This window comes from Bacillus sp. B1-WWTP-T-0.5-Post-4 (assembly GCF_009183795.1).
GTDB lineage: Bacteria > Bacillota > Bacilli > Bacillales > Bacillaceae_G > Bacillus_A > Bacillus_A cereus.
Genome location: NZ_WEIJ01000002.1, coordinates 657,253 through 670,999, shown reverse-complemented (window position 1 = coordinate 670,999; position 13,747 = coordinate 657,253). Strand labels below are relative to the sequence as shown.

Genomic DNA, 13,747 nt, shown 5'->3' with positions numbered 1-13,747 from the left:
TTTAATCTATTTACTTCGTAATAAATTGTTGTGTCCAGTAGTTGCCGCTTTCTACATAACCAACACCGATGTGAGTGAAGCCGTTATTTAAGATGTTTGCACGGTGTCCAGCGCTGTTCATCCAAGCTTGTACTACTTCTTCAGGTGTACGTTGACCTTGAGCGATGTTTTCACCTGCAGATGTATAAGAAATACCAAATTTCTTCATCATGTCAAACGGAGACCCGTATGTAGGGCTGTTATGATCAAAGTAGTTGTTTTTTTGCATATCTTCAGACTTAATACGTGCTACTTTGCTTAATTCAGTATCGATTTTTAGTGCTGGTAAGCCTTGTTTTGCACGCTCAGCGTTTGTTAATTCAACAACACGTTGTTCAAACTCGCTTAAAGATTTTGCTTCTTCAGCAGGCTTTTGCTCAGCTGGTTTTTGCTCAGCTGGTTTTTGCTCAGCTGGTTTTTGAGTATTGTTGTTTTCAGCAGGCTTTTGAGCTTCTGGTTTTTGAACTTCTTCAGCAGGCTTTTGCTCGGCAGGTTTTTGCTCAACTGGCTTTTGAGTTTCTGGCTTAGCTGTTGGTTGCTCAGTTACAACATTTTCAGTAGGTTGTTGACCAGGAATGAAGCAGTTTGGTTGGAAGTTTCCTTGTTGCCATTGTGCTAATGATTCAACTCCCATAGATTGTAAGAATGCTTGTAATTCTTGTTGGCTCATTTGTTTCATCATTACTTTTGAATGCTGAATATTTTGAACCTTTACGTTAGATGGTTGTACTGTTGCAGCTTGTGCATCTAGAGAAGATACTCCTAAAGTAAGAGCTGTTGCAGCAGCTACAGATAATAAAACACGCTTTTTCATGATGTGTGTCCCCCTATATAAAGTTTTAATTTGTTTTCACACGATTTGTTTTTGACAGCCTGTCTGACTGACAAATTCATCGTAGCATACAATTTGCGAGAAAAAAGATGGAAAAAAATTCATAGACTTTAAAATTACCTAATTTATCCTAAGAGAAGAAGGGGGTAAAAATAAGAGAAATATAGAGTATAAAAGGAATTTATAGTGTTTTTATACTTGGTTTTAAGAGGGGATTTTTGGATAAAGTTACCTAAATAGAAAATGAAGAATCCTATTGTATCAATGGTTTGAACGATTTTTAGAGGAATATAATGGATTGATTTTTACAAAACTGTAATGTTTCTGTTGTTCTTTTTTATAATAAAGTAACATATTTTTAATGTTGTAGCAGACAAAAAAGCGGCTATCTCTTTACATAGACGAAGGAGATAGCCGTTTTCCTATTATTACGTATGTTACGAGTTATTACGAGTTAGTTTCAATTGCTTCTAATAATAAATCCACAATGTGAATTCCTCTCATTTTATGAGAAAGCCCTTCTCGCTCAATGCCCAATTTCATTTGTAATAAACAACCTGGATTTGCAGTAACAATGGTTGCTGCTTCTGTTTCATGCACACGGTCCATTTTGTAATCTAGAAATTCCATTGATAACTCTGAATGAACAATATTGTAAATACCAGCAGAGCCACAGCAGCGGTCGGCATCTTTCATTTCTCGATATGTTGCAACTTGGATAGCCTCTAGTAACATACGAGGTTCAGAAGATGTGCGCATAACATTGCGTAAATGACAAGAGTCTTGATACGTAATAACCTGCGGCGTGAGTCGTAAGTCAGTTCGCTTATGGAAGTCTAGTTCTACTAGTATAGCAGTAATATCTTTAATTTTAGAAACAAACTGCTTAGCACGTTCAGCCCAATCCGGATCATCCTTTAAAAGATAATCATAGTCTACAAGATAAGCCCCGCAACCACCTGCATTCGTAATAATGTAGTCGATGTTTAAATTTTCGAATGCTTTTATATTTCGCTTTGCTAATTCTTTTGCTCCACTCTTTTCACCAGCATGTCCATGCAATGCACCGCAGCAACTTTGTGTTTTCGGAATAACGATATCACAACCAGCTAATTGAAGAAGTTTCATCGTTGCATTATTTGTTTCTAAAAACATCGTATCCATTAAGCAGCCTGTAAAGAATGCAACTTGTTTTTTCTTTGTACTTTCTGCAGGTAAAAATGAAGGACGATCTTTCATCGCTTTCATTTTAGGGACTTTTGGTAAAACGAGATCCATCGTTGCAAGGGTTTCAGGGAATAACTTCATAATCCCTGTTTTATGTGTTAGCGTTTGTAAACCAGAACGTTGATAAAATCCGATTAGTCCAGTTAATGTTCTCATTCGATTTTGATGGGGGAATAATCCTTCAAAAACGACTTTTCGAACAGCTTTCACTGGCACTGAGAATTTTTTATTTTGATTAATAATATCACGAGTTTCTTCTAATAAATGTCCATAATTTACACCAGATGGACAAACAGGCTCACAAGCACGGCAACCAAGACAAACGTTTAATGTATTTTCAACATCTTCATCTGGTTCGATTAAACCATCAACGACTGCTTTCATTAATGCAATACGTCCGCGCGGTGAATGTGACTCTTTATATCCGGATTGAATGTAGGTAGGACAAGTAGGTAAACAAAAACCGCATCGCATACAGTTTAGTAATTCATCTTCACTTAATCGTTCTTTAAATTCTTTTTGAATATTTTCTTTATTTAATGTGGTCATCGCTCAACCACCACTCTTTTTCGAGTGTCTTTCGCGAACATTTTTCCAGGATTCATAATGTTATTTGGATCGAAAGCTTGCTTTATTCCTTGCATAGCTGCAATACCTTCTTTACCTAATTTCATTTCTAAATATGGAGCTTTCATTGCACCAACACCATGTTCACCAGTAATTGTGCCACCAAGTTCAATTGCTTTCGCAAATATTTCAGCAAAAGCTTGCTCAGCTCGGTGCATCTCTTCTGCATTACGAGCGTCTGTCATACAAGTTGGATGTAAATTACCATCACCAGCATGTCCAAACGTACAAATAGGAATATTATATTTTTTTGCAATGGCATTAATAGCTTCAACCATCGGAGCGATTTGTGAACGTGGTACAGTCGCATCTTCTAATATTGTAGTAGGTTTTAATCGTGCGAGCGCTGATAGAGCACTACGGCGAGCGGTACGAAGCGCATCTGCTTCTGTTTCACCTTTTGCAACGCGAACATCAACCGCATTCATAGAGTGACAAACGTTAGCCATTTTTTCAATATCTCGATTGACTACTTCGGGCGGACCGTCTTGTTCGATTAATAAAATTGCTTTTACATCTGTAGGTAAACCGATTTGTGCAAACGCTTCTACTACTTCAATTGTCGGTTGGTCTAAAAACTCCAGTGTTGCTGGAATGATTTTATTTGCAATAATAGAAGAAACAGCACGTGCAGCTTCATTAATATCTTCATATAGTGCAAGCATTGTTTTCTTTGTTTCAGGCATAGGAACAAGTTTTAATATAGCTTCTGTTACCACGCCAAGTGTTCCTTCAGAACCGATAAATAAACGAGTTAAATCGTAACCAGCTACATCTTTTGCTAATTTACCACCAGTGCGAATAATATCGCCATTTGGTAAGACAAGTTCAAGCCCCATTACATAATCACGTGTTACGCCATATTTCAAACCGCGTAATCCACCTGAGTTTTCATTAATATTACCGCCGATTGTAGAAATTTTCATCGAGCTTGGATCTGGTGGATAAAATAAACCTTTTTCTTCTACCGCTTTAATAATATCAAGTGTAATGACACCAGCTTGTACAGTAATTGTTAAGTTTTCTTCATCAATTTCTAAAATATTGTTCATATGGCGGAAAATAAGGACGATACCGCCTTCAAGTGGACATGTTCCTGCGCAAAGGTTTGTTCCAGACCCGCGCACATACACAGGGATTTTGTGAGTGTTACATACTTTTAACACTTCAGCTACTTCATTTGTATTACGAGGAGCAATGACTGCATCAGGCATTGCTTGGAAGTTTGGAGTGGCATCATAACTATAAGTTAAACGCCCCATATTGGATGTATCTACATTATCTTCGCCAACAATAGATACGAATGAATGAATAATTTGTTTTTCTAACATTGGAAATCCCCCTCAAACTGTTAACGTGTTTAGTTATAATAAACAACGTGGTAACAGTGCTTTCATTATAATGATAAAAAAGTCGAGGGATTCTTTCTATGTATAATCATCTAAAGATTAATCTGTTTTATCATTCTTTTTTGTATAATTATCTAATAGGAGAAGTGCGAAGTACAAAACGTTTAAGTCTTTGAATTGTTTTGGATCAAGTCCTGTATGTTCTTCAATCTTTTTTAGCCTGTAATGTAATGTGTTAATGTGTATATGTAATTGTTTAGCCGTCTGTTTATAAGATTGGTTATAATCGACAAATAAGCGTAAAGTTTGCATAAGCTCAGGAAATGATAATAAGTTTTCGATGGTACGCTCTAGAAATTGTTCACGCGTTTCGACAGAAATATCTTGTAAACACATTTCTAAACGTAAATCTTCATTAAATACAATTTTTTTCGTCTCCAATGATACAGAAAGAGCGCGTAATGCTTGTTCGTAACATATGCTCATATTGTTTGGGGTAACTGTTTGTCCAATCCCTATATATAAAGGAATAGAAAATAAAGTTTCGCAGTCTTGTTTTAACCGTTTTAAAAATTGATAAGTTTGTTCTTTGGAGCTCATCGCTGTAAATAAAATAAAACGATCATTTCCCCAGCGAACAAATAGATGCTCTTTTGTTAAAATATTACGTATGTGTTGCCATATTTTACGCTGGAGCATCGTGTCATTTTTGCCAATAGAAAACAAAATAAGTTGTTTTTTCTTATATAAATCAATGCCAAGTGTTTTGGCGCGATCAAGAAAACTTGGAGACCACTCTGTATTTTGAAGCCAATCAAAGACAAAAGCTTCATAAGAACGGTGCTCAAGTTCTAGTTGCTCTAAAAAGTAGTTTTCATGAATTAATAATTCGGTCATCTTACGCAATATTTCTCCGTAGCGTGAAATATTTTCAGGTTCTCCTGTAATTCCAATGACACCAATTACTTCATCATGAAATAATAAAGGAAGATTCATCCCAGCCTTTACACCTTGCAATCGCCTTTCATCTTCTTTTGTAATGATGACGGTTTTCTTTTGTTTGGCACAGCGGAGTGCACCTTCATGAAATTGACCAATTCTTTCTGTATCTGTACTTGCGATAATAACGCCTTCTATATTAATGATAATAATATTTTCTGTAATTAGTCTGCGTACTTCTCGTACAATTTTATTCGCTAAATCAGGAAATAGCATAATTGACACACCTCAAATTCTATTTGTTGTACATTATATATGTAAATTGAGTAAGAAAGGGAAATTTCACACTTTCCACACATTTATTTGTTATTTTACAATTATAACGAAATCATCCGAAGATGGAGGGAATCTTTTGAGAAAGTATGTTTTTCTTCTCTGTTTTTTATTTCTACTAGTAGGGTGTCAAGGAAGTTCATATACACCAATTGCTAAAGATAAAAATGTTATTATAACTACGAATATAAAAGAAGGCAGCATTAGTTTTATTGATAAAAAAGATAAAAAGTTAATTACGACATGGGAACTAAATGAGCCAATGGCCGGAATCACACTGCTTCCAAATGGCGATGAAATACTTGTATACGGTAAGCAATTAGAATATATGTATGTATATTCACTAGCGGAAGGAAGGCAAGTGGGAAAATATAAAACTGGAAAGGGCATTGTAAATGTGGTCGTATCAGCAGATAAAAAACAATTATTTGCTGCTGATCAAAATGTTCAAAAGGTAAGGTTCTTTACGATAAATGGGAAAGAGACAGGAAATGTTTCAACAGGAAAAGGGCCTATAACGATGGTAGAGTATCAGAATCGGTTATCTGTACTAAACTTTTATGATACGAAACTAACGACAATTGATACGAAGAAAAAAGAAGTTATTCAATCCTTTATGATTCCGCCAGCATCAACAGGAGCGACGATTAGTCCTGATGGGAAAGAAATATGGATTGGCGGACATGGTGATGGAAATCAAGTAAATGAGAAAGTGTTAGTGTATTCTTTACAGAGTGGAGAAATGGTGCGTTCTTTACACGCTCCATTTATGCCTGTGAATATAACGAGGGATAGTAAGTACGTATATGCACTCAGTCATGGGTCGAATACACTTAGAAAGTTTGATATTAGAACATATAAAGAAATAGCTTCTGTAGAAGTAGGGTCGAATCCATTTGCATTTTTTGAGAGCGGAGCAGAAGGGTATGTAGCCAGTTATGATAGTGATGAAGTGTGCGTTATAGATATGAAGAATTTGAAAATAAAACAAACAATTAAAGTCGGAAAAGGACCGTTTCAACTCATAGAGAGGGAAGGGAAGGACAATGAATAAATATAGAGTGCTAGTTGTAGATGATGAAAGTGATATGAGACAGCTTGTTGGAATGTATTTGGATAACTTTGGATATGAGTGGGGAGAAGCTGAGAATGGAAAAGAGGCTCTTAAAAAACTAGAAACGGATCATTATGATTTCGTTGTATTAGATATAATGATGCCAGAAATGGATGGACTTTCAGTTTGTAAAGAAATTAGAAAAACGTCAGATGTGCCGATTATATTTTTAACGGCAAAAGGTGAAGAGTGGAATAGGGTGAACGGCTTACGTATGGGAGCAGATGACTATATTGTAAAACCGTTTAGTCCTGGTGAATTGGTTGCCCGTATGGAAGCTGTGCTAAGAAGATATACAAAGCAAGAACAGCAAGAAGAGATTCAATTTGGACCAATTCTTATCAATGAAAAAAGTAGACGAATAGAGGCGGATGGTGAGTCGATTTCTCTTACTGTAAAAGAGTTTGATTTATTATATTTTCTTTGCCAACATACAGGACAAGTATTTAGCCGGGAGCAATTACTTGAAAAGGTATGGGGATATGATTATGCCGGAAGTACAAGAACGGTAGATACGCATGTGAAAACGATGCGCTTGAAGCTTGGAGAAAGTGGAAACTACATTCAAACTGTTTGGGGTGTAGGCTATAAATTTGAGGTGTAACGTATGTTTACGATGGTACAAAAACTTTGGCTTACAGTAGTATGTGCAGTATGTGTAACAGTGTCCTTTCTTTATTTCGTATCTTTATACTCGTATGAAAAATTATACGTTGATAATTTAAAAGCTTCGTTAGTAATGGAAGGAAAAAGTCTTGCTGCTCAATATGATAAGCGTGAAGGAATATCAACTTTTGAAGAGAAAGTAAGATCGTTTGATCAAATATCTAGTTCAGACGTTATTTTCGTGTCTAATCCGCGTGATTTAAGCGCATGTTTGCCTTTTGATGTGCATCATCATTCTCTTATAAGTGAAGGAGATAGGCAAACGCTATTAGACGGGAAAACTGTGACAAAAATAGGATATGAAGAACATTTTGACCGTAATATTATGGGGGTTGTCATCCCTGTATTGGAAAATAAAAAATTAGTCGGAATTGTCTATTCGTATATTCCTTTAAAAAGTATAAAAGATTTAATCTATGATATGGGTCTTATTTTAGCACCGTTAGCAATTGCTATGATTTTAATTACGATATGGGTTGGAAGGAAAATTATAATTGCAATTACGAAGCCACTTTCGCAAATGGAGCGGGTTGCAAATCATTTGGCTACGGGAGATTTTTCGGAGCGGATTACAGTTTCTTCAGAGGATGAAATTGGACGATTAGGAAAAGCATTTAATAAAATGGCAAATTCATTAGAGACAGAAGATGTAAAGCGTAAGGAATTTTTAGCAAATGTTTCGCATGAACTTAGAACACCACTTAGTTATATAAAAGGGTATAGCGAGGCTATTTTAGATGGTGTTGCAAAGGGACCGCAGCAGGAAAAAGTAACGCAGCTAATTCATAAAGAAGCAGGTCGTATGCAGCGTCTCGTTCATGACTTGTTAGACTTAGCACAATTAGAAGGTGAGCACTTTCCGTTAAAGAAGCAACCTATCGTTTTTTCACAGCTGATTGAAGACGTATTAGATACGTATGAGATTAAGTTTATAGAAAAGGAAATTCATATTTCAACTAATTTAAATCCAGAGGTCATTGTCATGATTGATGAAGATCGTATGCAACAAGTGCTTCATAATGTGTTAGATAATGCGATACGGTATACAAATCAAAAAGGAAATATCGTTATAACTTTAGAGCAAATCGATGATTACTGTGAATTAAAAATAAAAGATACAGGAATTGGTATTGATATAGAACATTTGGAGAATCTTGGAGAACGCTTTTACCGAGTTGATAAAGCGAGAAGTCGTCAACACGGTGGAACAGGTTTAGGCCTTGCTATTGTGAAACAAATTGTTCATATACATGGTGGACAGTGGAAAATTGAAAGTGAAAAAGATAAGGGAACAACGGTTATTATTAAACTGAATGTACAGGATGAGGGGAGCATGTTCTAATTTTTAGGACATGTTCTTTATATTGAAGAAAATATTTATCCCGCTATTCGCCGGGCAGTAAGACCCTCACCTCAAAATTCAACGGAAGCAAAGAAGTTAGGTGGAGGTCCTGCTGCCCGTAAAAGTCCGATTCGTGAGGGCTAATAATCAGTGGGCGATGAACAAAACCCCCACTGATTAAAGTTTCACTTTATACGTAAAAATATAAATTAATATGTAATAAATATCGAAAATTTGACTATTTTATGAACAAAACATTTGTACTTCTTATCAATTCGGTCTAAAATAGTTATGATGCAAAGTTCTTATAAATCGTTTCAATTGTTGTTTGGAAGATACTGAGGTGATTTAACTGGAGTACAAATCTATTAAACCGAAAAAAATTTACGAAGAAGTATCTGAAGCTATTTTAACAATGATTAAAAATGGTACGTTAAAACCTGGTGACAAACTACTCCCTGTGCATCAATTAGCTGAGCAGTTTCAAGTTGGCAGATCTGCTGTTCGTGAAGCGCTAAGTGCGCTAAGAGCGATGGGCTTAATTGAGATGAAACAAGGAGAAGGTACATATGTGAAGAACTTCGATTCTTCTTCATTAACGAAATCATTAAACAATAGATTATTAATGAAGAAAGAAGATATTTTGAATTTATTAGAAGTACGAAAGGTGCTTGAAGTGGGGGCAGTTCGAGTAGCGGCGGCAAAACGTACGGAAGATAATTTACAAAATATGAAACATTGGTTAGATGAAATGGCAAAGAGCATTGGAGATGAAAAGGCTGGCGAAAAAGCCGATTTTCAATTTCATATGGGAATTGCAGAGTCTTCGCATAATAACATTTTGCTTGAACTCATGAATCATGTTTCAGAGATGATTGCTGAAACAATTGGTGAATCAAGACGCATTATTTTATATGGTGAACAAACGACATCAGAACGACTTATAGAAGAGCATCAAGTTATATATGATGCGGTGTTAAAACAAGATGTAGAATTAGCGCAGCAAGCAATGCTAGATCATTTAACAAATGTAGAACATATTGTCACAGGTAAAAACGATATAAATTCGTAATTTAATCTTTTAAAAATTTAATTTTCTGATAAAATAGAGAAAGATTAAGTAAGCGTTTTCTTTAGAAGAGGGAGAGGATAGGCCATGGTTGAGCCTATTTCTTCTCTACTAAGTCATCTGATGACCATATGTTTGTTGGTGAAGTTGTAAAAAGGGGGAGTAATAGTTATGAAAGTTACTTTATTTGTTACTTGTTTAGTCGATATGTTTGAAACAAATGTCGGCAAAGCAACAGTTGAAGTGTTGGAGCGTTTAGGTTGTGAAATTGAATTTCCAGAAGCACAAGTTTGTTGTGGTCAGCCTGCTTATAATAGCGGCCATGTAGAAGCAGCAAAAGAAGCGATGAAACATATGATTGAAACTTTCGAAGATGCAGAATATATTGTTACGCCATCTGGTTCTTGTGCGACAATGTTTCATGAGTATCCGCATGTTTTCAAAGATGATCCAAAGTGGGCTAAACGTGCACAAAAAGTTGCTGATAAAACTTATGAATTTACACAGTTTATTGTAGATGTTTTAAAAGTTACAGATGTTGGTGCAAGTTTACCAGGGATAGCTACTATTCATAAATCATGTCATATGACGCGTATGCTTGGAGTAAAAGAAGCACCAGGAATTTTATTATCAAATGTAAAAGGATTAACTGTGAGAGATTTGCCAAACGTGCAAAATTGTTGCGGGTTTGGGGGAACGTTTTCAGTTAAGATGACTCCAATTTCTGAGCAAATGGTAGACGAAAAAGTAGATAGTGTCATGGAAACAGGTGCAGATTATTTAATCGGTGCAGATTGTGGGTGTTTGTTAAACATTGGCGGACGTATTGAGCGTTTAGGAAAAGAAGTAAAAGTAATGCATATTGCTGAGGTACTGAATAGTCGCTCATGAAGGGGGAACATAAGCTATGTCTATGAAAATCAGTGAGAAAAAATTTAATGATCGCGTTGGTGATGGAATTCAAGATTCGTTTATGCGCGGAGCAGTATCTTCTGCACAAACGCGTTTATATACGAATCGCTTAAAAGCTGCAGATGAATTAGGAAACTGGGAAGAGTGGCGTGAACTAGGTGAACAAATTCGTCAACATACGTTAGAAAATCTGGATTATTACTTAATGCAGTTAAGTGAAAATGTATCAAAAAGAGGCGGACACGTGTACTTTGCGAAGACGAAAGAGGAAGCTGCAAAGTATATTCAAGACGTTGCCAAAAAGAAACAAGCGAAAAAAGTAGTAAAATCAAAATCGATGGTAACAGAAGAAATTAGTATGAACCATGCGCTTGAAGAGATTGGCTGTGAAGTGTTAGAGAGTGACTTAGGAGAGTATATTTTGCAAGTAGATAACGATCCACCTTCACATATTATTGCACCTGCACTTCATAAAAATAGAACGCAAATTCGCGATGTATTTAAAGAAAAGCTAGGCTATGAAAATTCTGATGACCCATATGAAATGACAAAGTTTGTTCGTAAACAACTTCGTGAGAAATTTATGGATGCAGAAATTGGTGTAACTGGTTGTAACTTTGCTGTTGCAAATACTGGATCTCTTTGTTTAGTAACGAATGAAGGTAATGCAGATCTTGTTATGTCAATTCCTAAAACACAAATTGCGGTAATGGGTATGGAACGTATGGTTCCGACAATGGAAGAATTAGATGTTTTAGTTGGTTTACTATGTCGTAGTGCAGTAGGTCAAAAATTAACAAGTTATGTAACAGTAGCAGGACCAATTCAAGAAGAGGAAGTTGATGGACCTGAAGAATTCCATTTAGTGGTTGTTGATAATGGTCGCTCTCAAATTCTTGGATCTGAATTCCGTTCCGTATTACAATGTATTCGTTGCGCTGCTTGTGTTAACGTATGTCCTGTATATCGTCACGTTGGTGGACATTCATATGGATCGATTTACTCAGGACCAATCGGTGCGGTATTAACACCGCTTCTAGGTGGATATGATGATTACAAAGAGCTTCCTTATGCATCTAGTTTATGCGGAGCATGTACAGAAGCTTGTCCAGTAAAAATTCCATTGCATGATTTATTATTAAAACATCGTCAAGTCATCGTTGAGCAAGAAGGTCGTGCACCACTTGCAGAAAAACTAGCGATGAAAATGTTTAGTATGGGTGCTTCTTCAGCTGCTTTATATAAAATGGGTTCAAAAATGGCACCAGCGGCAATGAGTCCATTTACATCTGGTAATCGTGTATCAAAAGGTGTTGGACCACTTAAAAACTGGACGGATATTCGTGAATTCCCAGCTCCAAGTAAAGAACGATTCCGTGATTGGTATAAAGATCATAAGAAAGGCGGGGATAAATAATGACAGGATTAATTCAAAACCGTGATGCCTTTCTAGATAACATTGCAAAAGAACTTGGGCGCGCACGTAAAACAGAAGGTGTAGAGCGTCCAGTATGGAAAAGTAATGTGAATATAGAAACGTTAAAAGATTATTCACAAGAAGAATTACTAGAAGTGTTTAAAAAGCAATGTACAAACATTCATACAACTGTAGTAGAAACGACAAATGACCGTTTAGGTGAAGACCTTCAAAAAGTAATCATGGAAAACGGCGGGGGACCTATTTTATTATCAGCAGATGATCGTTTTGATGCATATGGTTTAACATCTTTATTTAAAGAAGAACTTCCAAAGCGAGACGTTGAAGTAAACGTATGGGATCCAGAGAGAAAAGACGAAAATATGCGTTTAGCTGAAAAAGCGAATATTGGTATTGCATTTAGTGATTATACATTAGCCGAATCTGGTACAATTGTTGTACAAAGTCATAAAGGGCAGGGACGTTCTTTACACTTTTTACCGACTGTATATTTTGCTATTATTCCACGTGAAACACTTGTGCCTCGTATTACACAAGCAGTTCAGGATATGAACTCACGCGTAGAAAATGGGGAGACAGCGGCATCTTGTATTAACTTTATTACAGGGCCAAGTAACTCGGCTGACATTGAGATGAATCTTGTTGTCGGAGTACATGGACCATTAAAAGCAGTATATTTCATCGTATAAAAGAGGGGAAAGCAGGCCGGAAAATGGCCTGCTTTTTTAGTAGAATAAAGGATAATATGAAGTAGAAGTTCTCTCCTTTTTTTGCTATGTTTTTTTGGAAAGGAGAGGAAGGGATGTTCACTTATTTATATGCACTGTTAGCAGGGATGGTGTTTGGTTCTTTTTTTATGTTAGTTGCGGTGAGGGTTCCATTAGGTGCGTCTATTATTACCCCGCGTTCACATTGTTATTATTGCAAATATGTGCTAAGGCCAAAAGAACTAATCCCCATCATTTCATTTTATATACAAAGAGGCTGTTGTACGAATTGTAAGAGGAAAATTCCAATTATATATGTAGCATTTGAATGTATAACAGGAAGTATATTTCTTCTTACCGTGTATATGATTGGAATAGAACGAGAACTTATTATCGTTTTATCCCTTTTTTCGCTACTTCTTATTATTTCAGTTACAGATTACTTATATATGTTAATTCCTGATTGTATTTTAATTTCGTTTGCCGTTTTACTCATTCTCGAAAGTATTTTTGTACAATTAGTTACTTGGACAGATAGTATAGTTGGTAGTGGTGTTATATTCCTTTTGTTATATTGCATGCAAAAGATATATCCAGAAGGGCTTGGCGGAGGAGATATAAAACTACTTTCGTTACTTGGTTTTATAGTAGGAGTGAAGGGAGTTTTTATCGTTTTATTTTTAGCATCTTGTTTTAGTCTTTGTTTTTTCGGGATTGGTATCGTATTAAAACGTATAGAAGTAGGAAAGCCAATTCCATTTGGTCCTTTTATTAGTCTTGGGGCAATGTGTTATGTATTGGCCGCATATTCAAATTAGAGAGGGAGTCAAAAATGAACGTATATATGGATGATCAAAGAAGTTGCCCGTTCGGGTATGTGTCCGCAACTACGGTAGAATGTGCCTTGCAAATGGTTCGGAATTATGATGTGAATATTCTTTCCCTTGATTTTAATATGGGGTGGAGAGCAAAAAATGGACTAGATTTTGTAGAAGCTTTTTGTACAGAGGGATTATATGTGAATGAAATTCACCTTCATACGAATGATGTCATCGGTATGCACAAGATGAAACAGAGAATGGATAAGGGAAAAGAAGAAGGAGAAATTAATCCTCACCTTGTTGTTAAATACGTGGGAAGCTAAAAACTCCAA

13 protein-coding genes are annotated in these 13,747 nt (G+C 36.0%); 9 read left to right on the top strand and 4 right to left on the bottom strand.

The window, feature by feature from the left end; genetic code table 11:
- Positions 1-10 precede the first annotated feature (10 nt).
- The 4 genes from GBN91_RS09105 to GBN91_RS09090 form a co-directional block, all read right to left on the bottom strand.
- The gene (locus GBN91_RS09105) at positions 11-853 is read right to left on the bottom strand and encodes a CAP domain-containing protein (RefSeq protein ID WP_000747597.1); all 843 of its coding nucleotides are present in this window, start codon (positions 851-853) and stop codon (positions 11-13) included.
- Between the two features lie 465 nt (positions 854-1,318).
- Positions 1,319-2,647, bottom strand: a complete 1,329-nt coding sequence (locus GBN91_RS09100) for a (Fe-S)-binding protein (RefSeq protein ID WP_152121392.1) — start codon at positions 2,645-2,647, stop codon at positions 1,319-1,321.
- Entirely contained in the window at positions 2,644-4,056 is a 1,413-nt protein-coding gene (glcD, locus tag GBN91_RS09095) for a glycolate oxidase subunit GlcD (protein WP_000890752.1), read from the bottom strand. Before glcD ends, GBN91_RS09100 begins: the two co-directional genes overlap by 4 nt.
- 117 nt (positions 4,057-4,173) lie before the next feature.
- Positions 4,174-5,298 carry a CdaR family transcriptional regulator gene (locus GBN91_RS09090; RefSeq protein ID WP_002023601.1) on the bottom strand — a complete coding sequence of 375 codons (1,125 nt, stop codon included), beginning with the start codon at positions 5,296-5,298 and terminating at the stop codon, positions 4,174-4,176.
- A gap of 127 nt (positions 5,299-5,425) precedes the next feature.
- Here GBN91_RS09090 and GBN91_RS09085 point away from each other — a divergent pair, with 127 nt between their 5' ends.
- The 9 genes from GBN91_RS09085 to GBN91_RS09045 all read left to right on the top strand — a co-directional run bounded on the left by GBN91_RS09085 (position 5,426) and on the right by GBN91_RS09045 (position 13,738).
- Positions 5,426-6,400 carry a YncE family protein gene (locus GBN91_RS09085; protein ID WP_001234152.1) on the top strand — a complete coding sequence of 325 codons (975 nt, stop codon included), beginning with the start codon at positions 5,426-5,428 and terminating at the stop codon, positions 6,398-6,400.
- A complete protein-coding gene (locus GBN91_RS09080; protein ID WP_001046397.1) occupies positions 6,393-7,064 on the top strand; it encodes a response regulator transcription factor in 672 nt (223 codons plus the stop codon). The genes GBN91_RS09085 and GBN91_RS09080 overlap by 8 nt, the downstream gene beginning before the upstream one ends.
- 3 nt (positions 7,065-7,067) lie before the next feature.
- Entirely contained in the window at positions 7,068-8,468 is a 1,401-nt protein-coding gene (locus GBN91_RS09075) for a sensor histidine kinase (RefSeq protein ID WP_000494796.1), read from the top strand.
- A 382-nt stretch (positions 8,469-8,850) separates the two neighbouring features.
- Complete coding sequence (locus tag GBN91_RS09070; RefSeq protein WP_254904515.1) at positions 8,851-9,540, top strand: FadR/GntR family transcriptional regulator; 690 nt, start codon at positions 8,851-8,853, stop codon at positions 9,538-9,540.
- 168 nt (positions 9,541-9,708) lie between these two features.
- Entirely contained in the window at positions 9,709-10,428 is a 720-nt protein-coding gene (locus GBN91_RS09065) for a (Fe-S)-binding protein (protein ID WP_000869148.1), read from the top strand.
- 16 nt (positions 10,429-10,444) lie between these two features.
- Positions 10,445-11,866, top strand: coding sequence for a LutB/LldF family L-lactate oxidation iron-sulfur protein (locus GBN91_RS09060; protein ID WP_000061930.1), 1,422 nt, complete (start codon positions 10,445-10,447; stop codon positions 11,864-11,866).
- On the top strand, positions 11,866-12,576 hold the full coding sequence (locus GBN91_RS09055; RefSeq protein WP_000147187.1) for a LutC/YkgG family protein: 711 nt from the start codon (positions 11,866-11,868) through the stop codon (positions 12,574-12,576). The genes GBN91_RS09060 and GBN91_RS09055 overlap by 1 nt, the downstream gene beginning before the upstream one ends.
- A gap of 113 nt (positions 12,577-12,689) precedes the next feature.
- Entirely contained in the window at positions 12,690-13,412 is a 723-nt protein-coding gene (locus GBN91_RS09050; protein WP_016122146.1) for a prepilin peptidase, read from the top strand.
- Between the two features lie 14 nt (positions 13,413-13,426).
- Entirely contained in the window at positions 13,427-13,738 is a 312-nt protein-coding gene (locus GBN91_RS09045) for a cyclic-phosphate processing receiver domain-containing protein (RefSeq protein ID WP_001103771.1), read from the top strand.
- The last annotated feature ends 9 nt before the right edge of the window (positions 13,739-13,747 follow it).